This is a genomic window from Sphaerisporangium corydalis (genome assembly GCF_025506355.1).
Taxonomy (GTDB): domain Bacteria; phylum Actinomycetota; class Actinomycetes; order Streptosporangiales; family Streptosporangiaceae; genus Sphaerisporangium; species Sphaerisporangium corydalis.
The window spans coordinates 1-20,532 of the sequence record NZ_JANZYP010000103.1 but is presented as its reverse complement, the minus strand read 5'-3'; the positions used below and the strand labels follow the sequence as shown (position 1 = coordinate 20,532).

The window sequence follows — 20,532 nt, the reverse complement described above, 5'->3', positions numbered from 1 at the left end:
CGGAGGGGGGTGGGTCGGTTGGGTGGGGGTCAGCCGGCCAGGCGGAGCATGGGGGGGTGGAGGAGTTCGGCGGGGCCTCGGCGGTAGAGCATGGCGGGGCGGCCGCCGTCGCGGGTCGTGGTGCGGCCGGCGGGGACCAGGAAGCCGTCGGCCTTGGTGACCTTGCGGTGGAAGTTGCGCGGGTCCAGGGAACGGCCCCAGACGATCTCGTACACCCGGCGCAGGTCGGCGACGGTGAACTCAGTGGGGCAGAACGCGGCGCCGAGCGAGGTGTACTCCAGCTTGGCCCCGGCCCGCTCGATGCCGTCGAGGACGATCCTGCGGTGGTCGAAGGCCATGGTGTCGAGCGAGGACACCGGCTGCCAGCTCATGTGGGCCTCGGTGGGCGCGGGCAGGTCGGGGGCGAGCCCGAGGTAGGCCACGCTCACGACGCGCTGCCGGGGGTCGCGGTCGGGGTACCCGTAGGTCTGGAGCTGCTCCAGGTGGACCGGCGCCCCGGGGAGCCCGGCGCGCTCGGCCAGAACGCGGGACGCGGCGGCCGGCAGGTCCTCCTCAAGCTGGATGAACCCCCCGGACAGCGCCCAGCGGCCTTCGTACGGCGGGCGGTCACGCCGCCAGACCAGCGCGCTGAGCTGCTGGCAGCGCACGGTGAGCACGACGAGATCCACGCTGACGGGAACGCGCGGGACCATGGGACGCACGTTACACCGGGTGGGACGGCCCGAAGACCGTCACGCTCGGCGGTGAACCCTCGAAGACCGTCAGCGGTGGACCTTCGAAGATCGTCACGCTCGGCGGTGAACCCTCGAAGACCGTCAGCGGTGGACCTTCGAAGATCGTCACGCTCGGCGGTGGACCCTCGATGACCGTCACGCCCCGCGATGGAGCCTCGAAGACCGTCACGCCCGGCCGTGGACCGACCGTCAGCGGTGGACCTTCGGTGATCGTCACGGTTGGCGGTGGAGGTAGACCGGGGCGTAGCTCTGGCGGCCGTCGGCGGAGGTGACGTCGACGCGGACCCAGGCGCCCGCCGGGACCGAGGCCCAGTCGACCGGGACCCAGATCCGCTGGACGGCCGCCGGCATGCCCGGGACCGGCGACGGGTCGTGCCAGCCGACGGCCGCCGAATCGGCCACGCGCGGCTCGTCGCCGCCGTACCAGCTCAGCGTGACCGTACCGTCGGCGAGGTTGTAGCCGCGCACCTCGACACCGTCCTGGATGCCCCGGCCGGCCTGGAGGGCCTGGATCGGGATGGGACGGTTCCAGTCGCCGGCGACCTGTTCGGACAGCGTCGGCGACCCGCAGGTGAAGAAGCTGCTCCACTTGTAAGAAATGATCTTCGAGACGTACGGCCCGGCGAACCCGACCGCCGCGTCGAGGCGTTCCTTGTCGGTGGCGCCGCGTTTGCCACCGGCCTCGCAGGCGCCGTCGCCCTTGGGCTCGAACGCCTCCACGTTGGCCCAGAGCTGGACGTCGTCCCCGTCGGCGCGCAGTTCCCCGATGGCGTCCGACATCGCCCGGTAGTAGTCGCGCGTGGAACCGTAGTAGGCGTCGCCGTAGGAGGTGTCGCCGACCACGGGTTCGAGCCGGCGGTCGACCTTCTGACTCTTCAGGTTGGGCCAGTACAGGCCGACCTTGCCGGTGCCCCGGCTGTCCTGGGGGGCGATGATGCCGACGCCGGTGCCCGCGAGCACCTTGAATCCGCGTTTGACCTGCTCGGGGGTGGAGGTGAACTTCTTGCCCCTGCGCGCGTCGAGGTACGGGCTGACCATGATGGGCTTGCCGGGCAGTTCCTGCTGCACGATGTCGTGCTGCTCGGCGTACACCTGCAGGGTGGTGACCACCGTCGGGTCGGGCCAGTCCCTGAGCTGGAGCTCGAAGGGCTGGTACACCCCGCCGAGCGAGGCGCGCTCGTCGAAGCGGTCGCCGTAGTCCTGCAGGATGCGCCGGGTGAGGGTGGTGAGCGTCCCGATGTGCCGGGGGTCGGCCTTGGTGGGCTCGACCCGGTCGCGCGGGGCGAGCGGCAGCGCGGGGAACACCTTCATCGCGAAGCGGTCGGCCAGGTCGAGGATCTCGGTCAGGCTGTCCTTGACCGCCCCGTCGACGAGGATGAGGTGGTAGCCCTTCCCCTTGGAGGTGAAGTCGCACGTCGCGTCGTCGGACCCGTCGTCAGGGGCGAGCACCCTGTAGTACACGTCGGTGCCCACGGTGACCGTGTGCTCCATCTGCGGGCAGCGGAACAGGCCGGGCCCGAACGCCTCGTCGGTCCGGTAGACGTACGTCCAGGTGATGCGGTTGCCCGGGTTGGCGGCCTTGAGGGCGGATTCGGCGGCCTGCACGCAGGTCATGCCGTTCTCCTGGCACTTCCCGAAGCGCGCGTCCGGCTCCTTGCCCTCCGCGTCCAGCACCATCCCGTCGTCGTCCACGGCGCGCGGCTGCAGACCGAACCCGAGGCGCACGACGGTGTCGCCGCCGACCTGGTGGATGGCCTGGAGCTGGCTGCGCCACGTGCAGTGGTCGGAGGTGGGGACGAGCCAGTAGCCGGTGACGGCGTACGGGGTCGGCGTCGTGGTGTCGAACGTTCCACAGGGATCGCTGAAGACGCTGGTCGACGGCGTCGGAGTAGCCGGTTTCGGTGACTTCGACGGCTTCTGTACCGGTGTGGTGATCGCGGTCCGGGAACCGCCTTGAGAGTCCGGCAAGATGATGACCAGAACCGCGACAGCGGTCAGAAGAGCCGCTCCCAGGAGCAGAGTGAGCCCGCGCACCTTCAGGAGATTACCGTCCTTAAGTTGTGGCCCTGATAAAGGGGGATCAAGGCCCCATCGTCGCCCAGGTCGCCCTTCCGGCGCCCAGAACCTCCATGGGAGCGCGGGCACCGCGTGCTCGCGACTCCGCCGTCACGTGCCCCGGAACACCGTCGTCACGCATCCGAGGGGCTCAAAGGTCCGAGGGTGCCCGACGGTGTCGTCCGTGTGTGCGACGCGCGCGGCCGGGGCCGCGCGCCGTCAGGGCTACTTCTTCACACCTGCCCACGCCTCGAGCTGGCTCACGAACCTCCGGGCGGAGTTCGGCCAATGGTGGTTGGCACGCGCGGCGGCGTACCCTCGCGCCCCGGCGGCCCGGCGCTCCTCCGGATCGTTCCGCAGCCGCAGGACGGCGCGCATCACGGCCTGCGGGTCGCGCCAGGGCACGACCACACCGCTCTGGTAACGCTCCACCAGCTCGACGGCCCTCGGGGACGGAGTGGTGATCACGGGTATGCCGTGCGCCATGTACTCCACGATCTTGGTGGGCATGGAGTGGCGGTAGTTCGGCTCGTCGTGCAGCAGCGAGAGCCCGGCGAGCGCACCGTCGAGCCGCTTGAGCGCCTCGTCGTTGGGCATGAAGTCACGCCATTCGAGCACCCCGTCGGCGACGGCCTGGTTCAGCATGGGCCTGCTCTGCGGGTCGGCGTACCCGATCAGCTCGACCGCGACGCGGTGCGGCTGGAGCAGCCTGCCCACCTCGATCGCCTCGCGCACGCCCCGGGCCTCCGACAGCCACCCGAGGTACACTACGCGGTCGTCCGCGGGCTCGCTGACGTGGTCGGGCACCCAGGTCTCGTTCGGCACGACCAGGTGGGCCTGGCGGAACCGCCCGGCGTACGCGGTCTCGGCGAGTAACAGGTGGAGGTGGCGCTCGGCCGTGCCCTCGAGCAGCCGGGCCAGGAAGCGGACCGGCGGGCGCAGGAAGGACGGCAGCCACGGCTTGAGCGACAGCGTGGCGGGCGTGTCCTCGTGGACGTCCCACACCACCGGAGGCCTGCGCCGCACGCCCGCGACCGCGAGCAGCAGCTCAGGGTCGTGGATGAGCGCCAGGTCGACCTGGCCGCGCAGGCTCTTGAACAGCTTGCGCGCCGCGCGCACCGCGTGCAGCCGCTTGCGCTCCGCCGCCCTCGGCAGGTCCACACCGGTGACCCACGACCGCGGCATCACGCCGCGTGCGGTGTACGGCGCGGCGTACGTGACGGCATGACCGGCGTCCACGAGCGCGCGGATCTGCCGGTGCAGGATCCGGGCGTCCTCGGGGTGGTGGACCACCGTCATGACAAGCACATGCACGCGCCGAACCTCCGCCCGTCAGAGCCGCTCGACGCGTTCGCCCTCGGAGAGGACGCCCCGGGTGTCGAGAAGTAGATGCGCTCGTTTCTCCACCATGTCGAGGTCGAACTCGGAGTGCTGCTGGAGCAGGACGGTGACGTCCGCGCGCTCCACCCCCTCCGCCAGGTCGTCCTCGCGTGGCACTTCGACGCCATCGACCGACCACCGCTTCACGTGAGGGTCGGCGAAGACCAGTTCGGCCCCGAGGTCGCGGAACGCCCGCGCGATCGGGACCGCCGGAGTCTCGCGCTCGTCGGCGATGTCCGGCTTGTACGTCACGCCCATGAGCAGCACGCGGGAGCCGTTGACCGGCTTCCTCGCGCGGTTCAGCAGGCGCTGCACCCGGGCCACGACGTACGCCGGCATCCGCTCGTTGATCTCCTGTGCCAGCTCCACGAAGCGGAACGGGTAGCCGAGCTTGCGCACGGCGTGGGAGAGGTAGGAGGGGTCCACCGGGATGCAGTGGCCGCCGACGCCCGGTCCGGGCAGGAACTTCTGGAAGCCGAAGGGCTTGGTCGCGGCGGCCTCGATGGACTCCCAGAGGTTCACGCCCAGCTCGTCGCAGAAGATCGCCATCTCGTTGACGAGGGCGATGTTGACGTGCCGGTAGGTGTTCTCCAGCAGCTTGGCCATCTCGGCCTCGCGGGTCCCGCTGACCGTCACGACCTGCTCGATGAACCGCGCGTAGAACGCGGACGCGCGGTCGCGGCACGCCTCGGTGTACCCGCCGACGACCTTGGGCGTGTTGCGCAGGCCGTACTTGGAGTTGCCGGGGTCGATGCGCTCGGGCGAGAAGGCGAGGTGGAAGTCGGTGCCGGCCGTCAGCCCCGAGGCCTCTTCGAGGATGGGGCGGACGACGTCGTCGGTGGTGCCGGGGTAGGTCGTCGACTCCAGCACGACGAGCGCGCCCCGCTGGAGGTAACGGCCCACCGCCTCGACGGCACCCCGCACCGCCGACAGGTCGGGACGGTGGTCCTCGTCCAGCGGCGTGGGGACGCAGATGACGATGGTCTCGCTGGCGGCGAGCACCGCCTGGTCGAGGGTGGCCGTGAAACCGTTGGCCAGCATCGAGTCCAGATCGGCGTCGCCCAGGTCGTCGATGTAGGAGCGGCCGGAGGTCAGGGCGTCGACCTTCCGCGCGTCGACGTCCAGGCCGACGACCAGGAGGCCTGCCCCGGTAGCCTCTTTGGCGAGGGGCATGCCCACGTAGCCGAGGCCGATGACCGCGAGATCGTATCCGCTCACGCTGCGACCCGAGTAAGCCCGAAACAACACTGCATGGTGGGAAAGGCTATCTCAACTCCGCACAGATCACGTCTAATGCGATTGAACGCACAGCCAAGTGCAACTATCGGGTTGGTCATCGTCAGGCAATCATCTGGCGACGGATCCGTAGATGGACCGGTACGTCTCGGCGATCCGGCTCCACGTCCGCTTGGCGGCGACCTCGGCGCGGCCCGCCTCGCCCATCTCGGCCCGCCGCGCGGGATCCTCCCGCAGCCCGGTCAGCGCCTTCGCCAGCTCCACCGGATCGCCCGGCGGCACCAGCAGCCCGGCGCCGTCGGATCCGACCAGCTCAGAAAGGGCGGGCAGGTCGCTCAGCACCACGGGCTTGCCGAGCGCCATCGCCTCCACGGGCTTCAGCGGCGTCACCAGGCGGCAGACCCGCAGGTCCTCACGCGGGCAGACGAAGATGTCGATGGCCGACTGGGCCTGTAGCGCCTCGTCGGGCCCGACCCGGCCGGGCAGGATCGCCAGGTCGCCAAGGCCGAGCCGCTCGACCTGCGCCAGCAGCGCGGGCCGCTCGGAACCGTCCCCGACGATCAGCACCCGCACCGGGCTCCCGGTGTCGCGCATCAGCGCGGCGGCCGAGAGCAGCGTCGCGAACCCCTCGTACCCCACGATGCTGGACACCGAGCCGACCACGATCTCGCCGGGTTCGATGCCGTAGGAGGACCGGAACGCCGCGCCGTCGTACCCGGCGGACAGCAGCGAGTCGTCCACGGCGTTGGGCGCGAGGAAGATCTTCTCCCGGGGCACGCCCCGCTCGGCGATCTCCACCGCCATCGTCTCGGCGAGCGTCACCACCGCGTCGGCGGAGCGCATGATGTGCGCCTCGCGATCACGCTGGAGCAGGTGGCGCTCGCTGCCGATCCTGGCCGCGTCGCGCGAGGCCCAGGTCTCCTCAAGGAAGCCCCGCACCTCGTAGACCATGGGCGTGCCGGTGCGCTCGCGCGCGGCGAGCGCCACCGAGCCGTTGCGGTGGTCGGTGGCGGCGTGCAGCACCTGCGGGCGCAGCGTCCTGACCAGCTCGGTCACCTCGCCGGCGCCGCGGATCATCCGCCCTCGGCTCTCGAACGGCACCTCGCCGCTCGGCAGCAGCCGGTGGTAGGGGATCTGGTCGATCTCCTCGTACGGCTCGGCGTCGGCGTGCCCCTGGAGCATGGGCCAGCCCCAGCTCGTCACCACGTGCGGGTCGAGCCCGGCGGCGCGCTGCGCGGTCACGATGCGGTGCGTGCGCACGGTGTACCCGGCCTGGGTGTACGGCAGGGCGTTGGTGACGCAGTGCAGGACACGTCCCGCGACGCGGTCACCGACGATCACCTTGGACTTGGGGGGGATCGGGGTCGTGCCGATCGCGGCCTTTTCGCCCTCGTAGTAGGCGATCCGCCTGCGGATGAACGGCCAGCGCGCGTGCGGCTGGAGCACCTCGATGGCCTTGGTCATCCGGCCGTGCTCGAACTCGGCCTTGGCCGACTCCAGGGGGCCGTCGGCCATGCGCCGCGCGATCTTGCGCGCCGTGACGCGCACGACGCGGGCGACCGGCCACGCGACCTTGCCGACGGCGGGACGCAGGCGTGGGGGCATCGCCTCCGCCGCGGCCTGCGCCACACGCATCGGGTCGGACTTGACCCTGGTGACGAAGACTCTGGAGACGATGACCGGATGCTGGACGAAGCCCTTGAGGAACCCACGCACGCCGGCGCGAGCCGACTTGGGGGAGACCTTCTCAGGCCGGCTGGCCTCGGAAACCACGCGGTGACCGTACCATAGGCAACGCTTGGCCCACCTGGGCATCAGTTGACCCACTCCCGGTTGAAAGGCGAGGTCAATGAGGGAGAACCCCCTCGTGCTGCACGTCCTGGGCGCCCGGCCCAACTTCGTCAAAGCGGCGCCCGTGGTGCGCGGCCTGGCCGGGCTCGGGGTCCGGCAGGGCATCGTCCACACCGGTCAGCACTATGACGCGCTCATGTCCGACGTCTTCTTCGCCGACCTCGGGCTGCCCGACCCGATCGCCAACCTCGGCGTCGGGTCCGGCAGCCACGCCCGCCAGACGGCGGCGCTGCTGACCGGCCTGGAGGAGATCGTCCTCACGCACCGGCCCGACCTGGTCGTGGTCTACGGCGACGTCAACTCCACGCTCGCCGCGATCCTGGTCTGCGCCAAGCTGCACGTGCCGACCGCGCACGTCGAGGCGGGCCTGCGGTCCTTCGACCGGGAGATGCCCGAGGAGGTCAACCGCGTCGTCACCGACGCGCTCGCCGACATCCTGCTGGTGACCAGCCCCGACGGGCTGTCACACCTCGCCGCCGAGGGGATCGCGCCCTCCAAGGTCCACCTGGTCGGCAACCCGATGATCGACAGCCTGTTCTCGGCGCTGCCGAAGCTCGACCCCGCACCGATCAAGCAGCGTCTCGGCCTGCCCGAGCGGTACGCCGTCGCAACCCTGCACCGGCCCGGGAACGTCGACGACCCCGAGTCGGCCCGCGAGCTGGTCGAGGCGGTCCTGGCGGTGGGCGAGCAGGTGCCGATCGTGGTGCCGCTGCACCCGCGCGGACGCGAGCGGCTGGCCGAGGCCGGCCTGGTGAACGGGGCCAACCTCACGATCATCGACCCGCTGGGGTACGTGGAGTTCCTGTCGCTGGTGCGGGGCGCGGCGCTGGTCGTGACCGACTCCGGCGGCGTGCAGGAGGAGACGACCATGCTGGGCGTCCCGTGCCTGACCGTGCGCCCGAACACCGAGCGGCCCATCACGATCACCCACGGCACCAACCGCCTGGTGACCCCGGCGACGCTGCCCGCGGCGGCGTCCAAGGCCCTGGCCGACGGCGCGGCGACCCCGAGCGGGGAGCTTCCCCCGTTGTGGGACGGCGCGGCCGGGCCGAGGATCGCCCGCGTGATCGAGGCGTGGCTGCGTGGCGGCAACCTCTCCCCCGCCGCCCAGGCGGCGCCGGGGACGGCCTCCTGAGCTGGACGTTCAGCCGGAAACGTCCAACTTTTTCGGCAAAAGCCTTACGATCGGACATTCCCGGGCATTGAGCCGGAGCTCGTAGAGCTCGCGGAGCTCGCGATACGAGGGAGCGAATCGGGACCATGGGCGACAGCGACCAGCAAGATCCGGAAGAGCCGCGCTTCCGGCGACTCGGGGCCGTGAACTGGCTGCCCGAGGAGCGCAAGGCCTTCGAGCGCTACGAGGACCGCATCCGCGACCTGGAGCGGCGCCTCGCCACCGCCGAGGCCCGGGCGGAGTACGCCCAGTGGCAGCTCTCGGCGACCAAGGCCCAGCGGCCGTACCGCGTCAGCACCGCGCTCGCCGGGGTCAAGCGCCCCGCCAAGCTCGTACGGCTGCCGCGCGACCTGTCCAAGGCGCTGAAGCCCAAGAAGGCCCCCAAGGCGCCCGCCACGGTCACCGCGAGCGGCGTCGCGATCGACGCGGCCCTCGCCCACGCCCCCGAGGTCAAGATCCCGAACCTGGCCTGGCCGGAGGGCCCGGTCAACCGGCCGGACCTGAAGGTCGCCGTCATCCTGGACGACTTCTCCCGGATGGCGTTCAAGTACGAGTGGGACCAGATCGAGTTCGGGCTGACGGACTGGCGGGAGATCTTCGCCGAGAACCGCCCCGACGTGCTGTTCTGCGAGTCGGCCTGGCACGGCAACCAGGGCCGCTGGCGCTACCAGATGACCGGCACCAACGCCCCCAAGCAGGAGCTGCGCGACCTGGTCGCCTGGTGCCGCGAGCAGGGCGTCCCCACGGTCTTCTGGAACAAGGAGGACCCGCCGAACTTCGAGTTCTTCATCGACACGGCCAAGCTGTTCGACGTCGTGTACACCTGCGACGGCGACATGGTCCCCAAGTACCGCGAGATATTGGGACATGACCGGGTGGAGGTGCTGCAGTTCGCGGCACAACCCCGCGTGCACAACCCGATCCAGACCAAGCAGGGCCGGCTGTACGACGTGGTCTTCGCGGGCATGTACTTCCGCGACAAGCACCCCGAGCGGCGCGAGCAGATGGAGACCGTGATCGCCCCGACGCGGGAGCTCGGCCTGCACATCTTCGCCCGCAACGAGAAGGCCGGCGACAAGTACGCCTGGCCGGTCGAGTACCGCCCGCACATCGTGGGCGAGCTGCCGTACGAGCAGATGCTGGCCGCGTACAAGATGTACAAGGTCTTCCTGAACGTGAACTCGGTCATCGACTCGCCGACCATGTGCGCCCGGCGCGTCTTCGAGCTGTCCGCGTGCTCCACCACCGTGCTCTCCGGCTGGTCACGGGCCATCGAGGGGACCTTCGGGCCGCTGATCCCGATCGCCCACACGCAGGAGGAGGCCTACAACCAGGCCCTCTACCTGATCAACAGCCCCGAGCTGCGCGCCCGCCAGGCCCACCTGGCCATGCGCGAGGTCTTCGACAAGCACCTGTTCACCCACCGCGTCGACCAGATACTCGCCGCGCTCGGCCGTCCCGTCGTCCCCCGGACCAAGACCGTGTCGGTCGTGCTGCCCACCAACCGGGCCGGCCAGCTCGAACACGCCATCTCCCAGGTCGCCCGCCAGCGCCACCGCGACCTGGAGCTGATCCTGGTCCTGCACGGCCTGGACATCGACCCCGAGGTGGTCAAGGACAAGGCGCTCGGCGCCGGGATCCCCGCCGTCAAGGTGCTCACCGCCGCCCCCGCGCTCACGCTCGGCGAGGTGCTGAACGTCGGCATCGCCCAGGCCGACGGCGAGTACATCGCCAAGATGGACGACGACAACCTGTACGGCGCGCACTACCTGTCCGACCTGCTGCGGGCCTTCGACTACGCCGACGCCGAGATGGTGGGCAAGGGCGCCCACTACACGTACTTCCCCGCGACCAACTCGACCGTCATGCGCCTGCCCGGCCTGGAGCACCGCTACGCTCACCTGGTCCAGGGCGCCACCATCCTGGCCAAGGCCGGCCTGCTGCGCGCGTTCCCGTTCGAGGCGGTCAACGCGGGCGAGGACACCCGGCTGGTCCGCCGGTGCAAGGAGGAGGGCGTCCGCATCTACTCCGCGGACCGCTTCAACTTCGTCTACATGCGCGGCGCCGACGCCTCCGCCCACACCTGGAAGGCCCAGGACTACAAACTCACCCGCAACGCCCAGTTCTCCTTCGCCGGCCACCCCGAAGCCCATGTGATGATCTGACCGGCCTTTCGCCGGGCCTGATCAGGCGCTCCAGAGATACTATCGCCAGCGATACTATTCTCAGGAGAAGTATATGAGCAGATTCGTCGGGCGAGAGGCGGAGCTCGCCGCCCTGGGAGGTTGCTCGACCGGGTGACCTCGGGCGATCTCCGGCCGGGGCGGTGCGTGCTCATGCGCGGGCGCGGACGGATCGGCAAGTCCGCCCTGGCGGAGGAGTTCGTGAGCCGCAGCGGCCTGCCCTCCCTGTACTTCACCGCGGCCCGCGCGAGCGCCGAGCAGGAACTACGGCAACTCCTCGACGACGTCGCGTCCTCCGACCTGCCGCACCGCGCGCTCTTCACCCAGACACCCCCGGCCAACTGGAACAGCGCGCTCCAGCTGCTCGCGGACGCGATCCCCGACGACTCGCCGTCCGTACTGGTGATCGACGAGGTCCCGTACCTCATGGAGCGCGTCGACGCGTTCGAAGGGATGCTCCAGCGGGCCTGGGACCGCTTCCTGAGCCGCAAGCCCGTCCTGCTGATCCTCATCGGGTCGGACCTGTCGATGATGGAGGCGCTGAACAGCTACGACCGGCCGTTCCACCAGCGGGGCACCGAGATGGTGATCAAGGCCCTGAACCCCGCCGAGCTCCAGGAGATGCGGCTTACGGCGATCAGCGTGGGATGTCGGTTCGGGGTGTCCCGGAGAGGGCGGATGGCTCGTTGCGCGCGTCGAGCCGGATGGGATGTGGGCGGCGGGCCGTGATCCAGGCGAGCAGGAGGAGGCCGACGAAGAGGATGCCGGAGAGATCCACCGTGATGCCCAAGTAGTCGGAGCCGGCCAGGGGCGGGCCGGAGGCGGCCAGGGGCGTGAACTCGGTGAGGGCGGTGGCGAGGAGGACGGGGGATCCCGCCGCCAGCACGTGCAGGGACCGCGACCGCATGGCCAGACATGCCCGGACGGTGTCGCCGTGCGCCACGGGCACCGGAAGGCGTAACAGTCGCAGTTGCAGGACACCGCTCAGGAGCGTGACGGCGGCGGGCAGCAGGAGCAGGCGTTGGGAACCATCGGTGACGCCGAGCACCAGGACGACCGCACCGCAGGCCATCGTGAGGACGGACAGGATGAGAGCGGGCACGGAGATCAGGGCGGACAGGGGAAGCCGCGTGCCCGTGAGCGGGCGCGCGGACGATGGAGGGCGCAGGCCCGCGGGTGGCGGAGGCCGCAGGCCCGCGGGTGGGCGGCGGAGGGTGATCTCCGCGATCATCGCGCCTGTGTACCAGCCGAGGAACGGACCGCCGAACTCGATCCCCACCCCCATTCCGCCTGTCGCGGCGTTGACCAGGAGGTACCCGACGAGCCCCGCGACGAGTCCGGCGGCTCGCCAGCGTCGGGTGGTCCGGAGGTAGTCGACCACCATCGGACCGTTGCCAGGCGTGATGGTGAGTTGGTGCAGACGCCCGAATCGCTCGATCCGCGATCGGTCGACCAGCCGGCACTGCCCGGCCGCTATCGCCGAGACCACGGCGATCTCCACAAGGGCGAACGATACCGACTCGATCATGACGTCTTCCCTCCACCTGGGATTGCTGATCAACTTAGCGGGGTGGCCGGGCGAGGGGTGAGCTTTGTACGTCAGCGATCAGGTAGGGGCGACGATCGAACCCGTGGCCGGGCTCTCAAGCCGCCTTCCGGCGTACAAACGGGCGATACTGGTGTCCACGGTGCTGGCCACGGTCGGCCTGCTGCTCGGGGCGGGGTGGGTATGGGACCGCGGCCTGATCGTGCCGGTCCTGCCAGATACCCATGGGGTCGGCCACCCGTACAAGAAGAACACCGGTTTCGTCGTCACGCTGTGGCTGACGAACCGCGCCGACCACGACGTGGTACTTCTCGGGGCGGGGCAGGATGGCCGGGGGCTGAAGCTGTCGGCGGTGCAGGTGAATTCGCCCGACGCGCTCCCGGAGTTGCGACTGGACCGTTTGCGCACCACGGGATTCCCCGCGACGCTTGGGCGTGACGTCACCGCCGAACTGCGTCTCTTCTACACGGTCACCGACTGTTCGGCGGTGACCGCCGGCCCGTGGCCGGTGCCGATCAGGGTCCGGCAGTGGTGGGGGGAGATGTCCGTCGACCTCCGCCCTGAGATCGATACTGAGTTCATGGACGACGCTCCCGCCGCCGACGGGATGAATGGGAAGTCCAGAGGGTGGCAGAGGTCCCTGGCGGATCAGGTCTGTCCTACCTGAGGCTTCTGGGCGGCTGGTCTGCAGAAGGCTTTGTGGCGATCTTGGTGGGACTGATCGCGTTCTTGGGGGGAAGTGGGCATTCCCGGAGGGCGGTACTCGCGGACGGCCGCACCCCGTGTCCGACGTGACGAAACTCCCTGATCAAGGTGATCCACATGACGAGACCGGCCAACGCCGACGCCGACTTCTTCGGGTACGCGGACCTGCTCACCGACGCCGAGCGGAAGCGTCTGGCCGAGATACGTGACTTCCTGGAACGGGAGATCAAGCCGCTGGCCGACGACGCGTGGGCGGCGGCCGAGTTCCCGTTCGCGGCGATCCCGAAGTTCGCCGAGCTGGGCGTCGCCGCCATGTCGTGCCCGGAGTTCAGCGGCACCGAACCGCCAAGAGCGCTGTTCAGCGGCTTCGTGTCCATGGAGATGAACCGCGTGGACCCGTCTTTGGCCGTGGCGCACGGCGTGCACACCGGCCTGGCCATGGGCAGCATCGACGGCGGCGGCAGCGACGAGCAGCGGGCCCGCTGGCTGCCGGACATGGTCAAGTGGCACAAGATCGGCGCGTTCGCGCTCACCGAGCCGGAGGGCGGCTCCGACGTCGCGCAGGGCATGCGCACCACCGCGCGCCGCGAGGGGGACGACTGGGTGCTCGACGGCGCCAAGCGCTGGATCGGCAACGGCACGTTCGCCGACCTGGTGGTGGTGTGGGCCCGGGACGTGGCGGACGACCAGGTCAAGGGGTTCGTCGTGAAGAAGGGCACACCGGGGTTCACCACCACGAAGATCGAAGGCAAGATCGCCCTGCGCTCAGTGCAGAACGCCGACATCGAGCTGGAGAACGTCCGGGTGCCGGAGGCCGACCGCCTCCAGCGCATCACCAGCTTCCGCGACACCGCCGAGGTACTGCGCGAGACCCGGGGCGGCGTCGCCTGGCAGGCGCTCGGGGTGTCGGTGCGGGCGTACGAGCTGGCCCGGCGGTACGCCGTCGAGCGCGAGCAGTTCGGCAAGCCCATCGCCGACTTCCAGCTCATCCAGGACCTATTGGTCAGGATGCTCGGCAACGTCACCGCGTCGTTCGGCATGGTGGTACGCCTCGCCCAGCTCTCCGACGCGGGCGAGGCGTCCCCGGAGCGGGCCGCGCTGGCCAAGGCGTTCACCACGACGCGAATGCGCGAGGTGGTCGCCTGGGCCCGCGAGCTGTTCGGCGGCAACGGCATCGTGCTCGACTACGAGATCGCCAAGTTCTTCGCCGACGCCGAGGCCATCTACTCGTTCGAGGGCAGCCGCGAGATGAACACCCTCATCGTCGGCAAGGCCATCACCGGCCACAGCGCCTTCGTCTGACCCCTCGCCCGGCGCGGGTCCGGCCGTTCGCCTCCTGGATTGCGCACTTGGGCGTATTTGTCGGCGAATGCCCCGTTACCTGTGGTGCAAGTACGGACAGAAGGGAATGTATGGGGCGGGACGTGGGTTGCGTACTTCCAGGGTCCCGTGTGGCCGCGGCGGGCCCTCAGATGTCGACGCCCAGTGCGTGAGGAGAATCTCGGAGTGACGACGGTAACCACCCCGAAAGGCATCGGTCTCAGGTCGGAACGCGGTCCCGTTCTCGGCGCCATCATGCTCTGCACCGGCCTGGTGGCACTCGACAGCACGATCATCGCCACGGCCGTGCCGTCCGTCGTCAGCGATCTCGGCGGCTTCTCGCAGTTCCCGTGGTTGTTCTCGATCTACCTGCTCACCCAGGCCGTGACCGTGCCGCTGTACGGCAAGTTCGCCGACATCTTCGGCCGCAAACCGGTCATGTTCTTCGGCATCGCCGTGTTCCTGCTCGGGTCGGTGCTCTGCGGCATCGCCTGGAGCATGCCCGCCCTGATCGTCTTCCGCGCGTTGCAGGGCATCGGCGCCGGAGCCGTCCAGCCGATGAGCATCACGATGGTCGGCGACATGTACTCGGTCGAGGAACGCGCCCGCGTGCAGGGATACGTGGCCAGCGTGTGGGGCATCTCCGCCGTGATCGGGCCCACCCTCGGCGGCCTGTTCTCCGAGTACGTCTCCTGGCGGTGGATCTTCTTCATCAACCTGCCGCTCGGCGCCATCGCCGCCTGGACGCTGGCCCGGCGCTTCAAGGAGCGGGTGACCCGGAGCTCCCACCAGATCGACTACCTCGGCGCGGTGCTGCTGACCGGCGGCTCGTCCCTGCTCATCCTCGGCCTGCTCGAAGGCGGCGTGGCCTGGGGCTGGGGCTCCACCCAGAGCCTGGTGATCTTCGCGGCGGGCGTGATCATGGTCGTGGCGTTCGTCCTCGTCGAACGCGGCGCGGCCGAACCCATCCTGCCGCTCTGGGTCTTCCGCCACCGCACGCTCACCGGCGGCAACCTGGTCGGGCTGAGCGTCGGCGCGCTCATGATCGGCCTCAGCTCGTACGTGCCGACGTTCGCCGAGGGGGTGCTCGGGACCGGCGCGCTGGTGGCGGGCTTCGCCCTCGCCGCGCTGACCATCGGCTGGCCGCTCGCCGCGACGTTCTCCGGACGGCTCTACATGCGCATCGGCTTCCGCGACACGGCGCTGTTCGGCGGCGCCCTGATCGTGGCCGGCACCGTGATGGCCGCCCTGCTGAGCCTGCACACGCAGGTGTGGATGGTCGCGGGGGCGTGCTTCGTCGTCGGGGCCGGCCTCGGCCTGTCGTCCAGCCCGACAATGGTCGCCATCCAGTCCGTCGTGGGCTGGGAGCGGCGGGGCGTCGTCACCGCGACCCAGATGTTCAGCCGGTCCATCGGCAGCGCGGCCGGGGCGGCGGTGCTCGGGGCCATCTCCAACGCCACGCTCGCCGACCGCTTCGCCCACCCTCCGGCGTCCCTCGCGGGACGGCTGCCCAACAGCGTCGACGCCACGAGCCAGGTGCTCGGCGAGCACGCCGCCGGCGCCGGCACCGCAGTGTCGGCGTTCGTGCGGCGGGCCCTGTACGACGCGTCGCATCACGTCTTCCTCGCGCTCGTGGTCGTGGCCGTCCTCGGGGTGGCCTCCATCCTGCTGATGCCCCGGCGCACCGAAGAACTCGTCTTCGACTGACGACCCGCGTGGCTCACGTCCCGGGTTGGTCGGCGTGGTCGGCGTGGTTGGCGAACCACGACACCCAGTGCCGTTGCCACGGCGTTTCGACGGCTCGGTGGTGGTGGTGATCGCGCGTCCAGACGATGGCCTGCGAGGGGGTCAGCCCGGTGAGGGTGGCCAGGCAGGCCAGGACGGTGCCGGTGCGGCCGACGCCTCCGCCGCAGGCGACCTCCACGTTGTGACCCGCCAGCGCGTGCGCGTGCAGGCGGATGATGGCCCGGCCGGCGGCGTTCCAGTCCAGGGGAAGCATGAAGTCGGGCCAGCGGATCCATTCGTGCGGCCAGGGCAGGGCGGCCTCGTGGCGCTGCCGGAGACGCGCGGACCCTAGGTAGAGCGCGAAGCCGGGCACCGGGCCGGTGGGGAGGGGGGCGCGCAGTCCACGACCGCGCACCCAGGCGCCGTCGGGGAACTCGATCGCGCCGGTGAGCGATGCCGTCATGAAGAGATTCTCGCCTACCGCCACCACCCGCCTCACCTCCCGCAGGGCGATCACGGGCCCCTAATTCGGATGATTCGGCGCGCGTGCCGAGGCTGTGGGGGCGGGGACCACGGCGGCGGGCCGGTGCCAGGCGGCCCACACCGTCTTACCCGTGCCGCCGGGGGCGCGCGCGACGCCCCACCGGTCGGCGAGCGCCTCGACGATCGTGAGGCCACGGCCGTGGGGGGCCGCCGGGCCGAGGTCGAGGCGCCGGGGGTCCTCCGGGCCGTCGTCGGTGACGCGCACGCAGAGCTCCTCGCCGGTCGACCAGAGCGACAGCATGACCGGCGGCCGCCCGTACACGACCGCGTTCCCCAGTAACTCGCCCACCACCAGCACGAGATCGTCGGCCATGCGGCCGGGCACGTCCCAGATGCGGCACGTGTCCCTGACCATGCGGCGGACCCTGCTCACGGACGCCGGCCGGCAGGGGACGTCCCAGCACCCGACCCGCAGTCCGCCGCCCGGGCCGGTCATCGACCCCCCTCCCCTGAGACAGGGACCTTCCATGTACTGACCACCACCACGGATCGAACCTCCAGCGTCCATTTCCTGGAGCCGTCCGGTCAGCGAACCGCGGCGGCCCTCGTTGCGAGCGAGCATGCGAAGTGGAATTCGCGCCATTGATAATGAATGTCCAATTTCCCGGAATCGGATGATTCAGCTAAATCCATGCACCCTCTCGCCTTCCTTGTCGATGCTTCAACTTCCGGCCCGGCTGTCGACTATCATGCTGGCAGCGGCATTCGAAACTCGCAATAGGCAGATCCTAATATGCGGAATGTCCATTATGCAGGGAAGAAGCCAATCGGGTGGTTCGACGCTGGGGAGCGAAGAATGGCAGGGAGTCCGACCGTCAAGCGGCGCCGGCTGTCGCAGGAGCTACGGCGACTGCGCCTGCTCGCCGGGCTGAACGTCACGGAGGCGGCCAGGCGCCTTGAGTGGGACGCCTCCAAGGTGACCAGGATGGAGCGGGGCCAGTGGAAGCTGCCGAGCGTGCACGACATCCGCCTCCTCCTCGATCTCTACGGCGTCACCGACGACGGCCGGCGCGAGGTGATGGTCACCCTGGCCAGGGAGGCGCGCGAGCGCGGGTGGTGGGAGAAGTACCCCGACGTCTTCCGGAGTGGCCTGCCCGACTTCGAGGCGGGCGCCAGCGCCATCCGCACCTGGGAGATCGTCCTCGTCCCCGGCCTGCTCCAGACGGAGGAGTACGCCACGGCCGTCCGGCGTGCCGGGCGGGTCCTCGACCACGGGCTCGTCGAGCGCCATGTGGCGGCACGCATCGCCCGCCAGGGAATCCTCGTCCAGGACGATCCGCCCTCTTTCCTGGCGCTCATCGACGAGGCGGCGTTGCGGAAACAGGTCGGCGGGACAAAGGTGATGCGCGCCCAGATCCACCGCCTTATCGAGATGACCGGCAGGCCGAATGTCACCATCCAGATCGTCCCCGAGACCGCCGGGGCTCATCCCGCCCTGGAGGGCACCTTCGCCATTCTCGACTTTCCCGACGATCCCGGTCTCGTCTACACGGTGACCACCACTGACAGTATTTGGCTGGAAAAGTCTGAGGAATATCAGCGTTATACCGTTATTTTCAACCAGGTGCTGGCGTCGGCGCTGTCACCAGAGGAGTCGGTGCGGCGCATGGCGGCATTGGCGGGCCTGTTCGAGGAGACACCCGTGGATCACGATGCGACGAACCCCACCTGGCACCGGAGCAGCCACAACGGATGATCGCCTCTGGTGCCGCCGTCTCTGGTTTCCGCAGGCATCTGTGGTTTTCCGCAGGCGAGGCGGGTGGAGCACCGCATTCCGGCGCGGAGCCGGCCTTCCTAGCGTCGAGCTCATGATGCGGATGATGATGAACATGCTGGTAGCGGTAGGCGTCGCGGCAGGCGGCCAGCCCGTCGACGTACGTCCCGAGCTGGAGCAGATCGTGGCGGGTGAGGGGGCCACGGCCGCTCTGGTCCGGGTCGGCGACGGCGACCGGGCCAGGTCCGGCGCCGTCGGGGTGCGCGACATCGAGCGCGGCGGGCGGCCCGCCCCTGGCGGGTACTTCCGGATCGGCAGCGTCACCAAGACGTTCGTCGCGACCGTGGTGCTCCAGCTCGTCGACGAGGGCAAGGTGCGGCTCGACGATCCCATCGACCGGCACCTGCCGGGGCTGGTGCCGGACGGGGACCACATCACGGTCCGCGCGCTGCTCAACCACACCGCCCACCTGTACGACTACATGAGCGAGCCGGGATACTCGACCAACCGGTGGCGCGGCGACGCGCGGTTCCGCTCCTACCAGCCGCGCGAGTTGCTCGACGTGGCCTTCGCCAAGAAGCTCCCCGACGACGGCAAGTGGCACTACTCCAACACCGACTACGTGGTGCTCGGGCTGCTGGTGGAGAAGCTGACCGGGAGGGCCTACGGTGCGGAGGTCGCGCGCCGGATCCTGCGTCCGCTGGAACTGCGCCACACGATGGTGCCGGGTGACCGGGCGGGGTTGCCGTCGCCGCACGCCAAGGGGTACGAGCCGATGCCCCGGCTCGTGGACGCGACACGGATGAATCCCTCGCTCGACTGGGCTGCCGGAGAGATGATCTCGACCACGGCGGACCTTGAGCGGTTCATGACCGCCTTGCTGACCGGCAGGCTGACCAGCGCCGCGTCGCTGCGGGCCATGCGCACGACCGTCGAGACCGGGGCCGGGTTCGGCTACGGGCTCGGGCTGCAGTCGTACACGCTCCCGTGCGGCAAGGTGTGGGGGCACAGCGGTGAACTGATCGGGTACCTGACGTTCGCCTTCCGCTCCGACTCTGGCAGATCCCTGACCATGTCGATCAACCCGTCGACCCGCAACCCGACCACCGAAGAAGTCATGAACATCGCCACCAAGGCCTTCTGCACCCCCGGCAACTGAGCTCAGCGCGCGAGGTTTAGAGCACCCGGAGAGGTGGTGGGTTCACATGCTCGGCGCGCGAGATCGAGACGGGCCGGAGGAGTGACCGATCACCTGCTCAGGGAGCGGACGGCGTAGGGGTGGTGGTGGAGGGGGTTGCCAGGGAGGTGCCGAGGGGAGTGCGTTCGTAGAGGACCTGGTGGCCCTGGCGGCGGGAGGTCAGGAGGGCGGCTTGGCGGAGCACGGACAGGTGGGCCGACACCGAGGAAGGCGCGAGGGCGTGGCGGCGGGCGAGTTCGGTCGTCGAGGCCGGTTCGTCGAGACCGGTCAGGATCGCCGCCCGGCTCGCGCCCAGGAGCCGTACGAGCGTCACCGCCGCTTCGGGGACGGGCCGCTGCTCCAGGGCGCCCATGCCGCGCGCCGGGTAGATCACCGTGGGCTGCCAGCGCGGGGCGAAGCCGCTGACGACATCCGGCCACACGAAGACGCTCGGCATCAGCAGCACGCCCCGGCCGCCGAGTTCCAGGCCGCCCAGCGGCGCGGGCGGGGTGGTGAGGGAAAGCGTGCCGCCGGCCCAGCCGACCGTGGGGTGCAGATCGGCGAACAGTCCCTCCAGACCCCCGTCCGCGAGCCGGCGCGACCGGTAGGCGACGTCCGCCTCCAGCACGGCGCGCAGGCGTGGCCAGTCCGGGGCGACCAGGGCGTGCCAGGCGCGCTCGGTCAGGTCGGCGAGCCGCCGTACGGCACGCGCGGGGTCGCCGAGCATCATCCGGCCGAGCGGAGAGCCGGCGGCCCCCGGAGTGCAGGCCAGCGAGCGGGACATCTCCTCGTGGGCGACGGCGGGGTCGGTGGCCCGCATCAGGACCAGTTCGTCCTCGAAGGAGGCGGGCGAGGTGAACGGTGTGCCCGGCGGTGGGCCCAGGAAGTCGGGGGTGTAGCCGTCCGCCGGCATGAAGAACCACAACTCGGACAGGTCCAGTTCGGCGACGGCTCGCCGCGTCCGGCGCAACCACGGCAGGTGGTACCCGTGCCGCCTGGACCTTTTCAGGGTCCGTACGGCCTCGTGGGTCTCACACAACGGCGACACGGCGAACCGGCAACGCGCCGCGTCATCGGCGCCGAACCGGAACCGCAGCGGCATGGGATCCCCCGAAGATTCGGCTCGGCCCGAAAGTCTAGAAGACCCCCCACCCTCCCGCCAGGCTGCCCCCATGCCCCCACTCCCCTC

Annotated in this window: 17 protein-coding genes; 8 read left to right on the top strand and 9 right to left on the bottom strand. The window is 70.1% G+C overall.

Going from position 1 to position 20,532, the window contains the following annotated elements:
* Positions 1–29 precede the first annotated feature (29 nt).
* The 5 genes from NYZ98_RS39670 to NYZ98_RS39650 form a co-directional block, all read right to left on the bottom strand.
* Entirely contained in the window at positions 30–692 is a 663-nt protein-coding gene (locus NYZ98_RS39670) for an NUDIX hydrolase (protein WP_262850417.1), read from the bottom strand.
* A gap of 255 nt (positions 693–947) precedes the next feature.
* On the bottom strand, positions 948–2,702 hold the full coding sequence (locus NYZ98_RS39665; RefSeq protein WP_262850414.1) for a DUF4434 domain-containing protein: 1,755 nt from the start codon (positions 2,700–2,702) through the stop codon (positions 948–950).
* Positions 2,703–3,014: 312 nt separating this feature from the next.
* Entirely contained in the window at positions 3,015–4,103 is a 1,089-nt protein-coding gene (locus NYZ98_RS39660) for a glycosyltransferase (protein ID WP_262850412.1), read from the bottom strand.
* Positions 4,104–4,121: 18 nt separating this feature from the next.
* Positions 4,122–5,387 (bottom strand): nucleotide sugar dehydrogenase, encoded by a 1,266-nt coding sequence (locus tag NYZ98_RS39655; protein ID WP_262850410.1) that lies wholly within the window; start codon positions 5,385–5,387, stop codon positions 4,122–4,124.
* A 129-nt stretch (positions 5,388–5,516) separates the two neighbouring features.
* Positions 5,517–7,178 carry a glycosyltransferase family 4 protein gene (locus NYZ98_RS39650; RefSeq protein WP_262850407.1) on the bottom strand — a complete coding sequence of 554 codons (1,662 nt, stop codon included), beginning with the start codon at positions 7,176–7,178 and terminating at the stop codon, positions 5,517–5,519.
* Positions 7,179–7,254: 76 nt separating this feature from the next.
* Between NYZ98_RS39650 and wecB the strand changes: the two genes are divergently transcribed.
* The 3 genes from wecB to NYZ98_RS39635 all read left to right on the top strand — a co-directional run bounded on the left by wecB (position 7,255) and on the right by NYZ98_RS39635 (position 11,342).
* Positions 7,255–8,391: a non-hydrolyzing UDP-N-acetylglucosamine 2-epimerase gene (gene wecB, locus NYZ98_RS39645; RefSeq protein ID WP_262850405.1), complete on the top strand. Its 1,137-nt coding sequence runs from the start codon at positions 7,255–7,257 to the stop codon at positions 8,389–8,391.
* Positions 8,392–8,516: 125 nt separating this feature from the next.
* Positions 8,517–10,595, top strand: a complete 2,079-nt coding sequence (locus NYZ98_RS39640) for a glycosyltransferase family protein (RefSeq protein ID WP_262850403.1) — start codon at positions 8,517–8,519, stop codon at positions 10,593–10,595.
* A gap of 132 nt (positions 10,596–10,727) precedes the next feature.
* Positions 10,728–11,342, top strand: coding sequence for an AAA family ATPase (locus NYZ98_RS39635; RefSeq protein ID WP_262850400.1), 615 nt, complete (start codon positions 10,728–10,730; stop codon positions 11,340–11,342).
* Here NYZ98_RS39635 and NYZ98_RS39630 read toward each other — a convergent pair.
* The gene (locus NYZ98_RS39630) at positions 11,251–12,141 is read right to left on the bottom strand and encodes a hypothetical protein (RefSeq protein ID WP_262850398.1); all 891 of its coding nucleotides are present in this window, start codon (positions 12,139–12,141) and stop codon (positions 11,251–11,253) included. The two genes, NYZ98_RS39635 and NYZ98_RS39630, sit on opposite strands and share 92 nt — an antisense overlap.
* A gap of 64 nt (positions 12,142–12,205) precedes the next feature.
* Between NYZ98_RS39630 and NYZ98_RS39625 the strand changes: the two genes are divergently transcribed.
* The 3 genes from NYZ98_RS39625 to NYZ98_RS39615 all read left to right on the top strand — a co-directional run bounded on the left by NYZ98_RS39625 (position 12,206) and on the right by NYZ98_RS39615 (position 15,891).
* A complete protein-coding gene (locus NYZ98_RS39625) occupies positions 12,206–12,826 on the top strand; it encodes a hypothetical protein (protein ID WP_262850396.1) in 621 nt (206 codons plus the stop codon).
* 155 nt (positions 12,827–12,981) lie between these two features.
* Positions 12,982–14,166: an acyl-CoA dehydrogenase family protein gene (locus tag NYZ98_RS39620; protein ID WP_262850395.1), complete on the top strand. Its 1,185-nt coding sequence runs from the start codon at positions 12,982–12,984 to the stop codon at positions 14,164–14,166.
* Positions 14,167–14,370: 204 nt separating this feature from the next.
* Complete coding sequence (locus NYZ98_RS39615) at positions 14,371–15,891, top strand: MDR family MFS transporter (protein WP_262850393.1); 1,521 nt, start codon at positions 14,371–14,373, stop codon at positions 15,889–15,891.
* 13 nt (positions 15,892–15,904) lie between these two features.
* On the opposite strand, the gene NYZ98_RS39610 is transcribed toward NYZ98_RS39615, so the two are convergent.
* Both NYZ98_RS39610 and NYZ98_RS39605 read right to left on the bottom strand, forming a co-directional pair.
* Positions 15,905–16,372 carry a phosphatase domain-containing protein gene (locus NYZ98_RS39610; protein ID WP_262850390.1) on the bottom strand — a complete coding sequence of 156 codons (468 nt, stop codon included), beginning with the start codon at positions 16,370–16,372 and terminating at the stop codon, positions 15,905–15,907.
* 60 nt (positions 16,373–16,432) lie between these two features.
* A complete protein-coding gene (locus NYZ98_RS39605) occupies positions 16,433–16,888 on the bottom strand; it encodes an ATP-binding protein (RefSeq protein WP_262850388.1) in 456 nt (151 codons plus the stop codon).
* Between the two features lie 360 nt (positions 16,889–17,248).
* On the opposite strand from NYZ98_RS39605, the gene NYZ98_RS39600 reads away from it, so the two are divergent.
* A complete protein-coding gene (locus tag NYZ98_RS39600) occupies positions 17,249–18,148 on the top strand; it encodes a helix-turn-helix domain-containing protein (protein ID WP_262850386.1) in 900 nt (299 codons plus the stop codon).
* A gap of 133 nt (positions 18,149–18,281) precedes the next feature.
* Positions 18,282–19,325, top strand: a complete 1,044-nt coding sequence (locus tag NYZ98_RS39595) for a serine hydrolase domain-containing protein (protein WP_262850385.1) — start codon at positions 18,282–18,284, stop codon at positions 19,323–19,325.
* 97 nt (positions 19,326–19,422) lie between these two features.
* Here NYZ98_RS39595 and NYZ98_RS39590 read toward each other — a convergent pair whose 3' ends face one another.
* The gene (locus NYZ98_RS39590; RefSeq protein WP_262850383.1) at positions 19,423–20,445 is read right to left on the bottom strand and encodes an ArsR/SmtB family transcription factor; all 1,023 of its coding nucleotides are present in this window, start codon (positions 20,443–20,445) and stop codon (positions 19,423–19,425) included.
* Between the last annotated feature and the right edge of the window lie 87 nt (positions 20,446–20,532).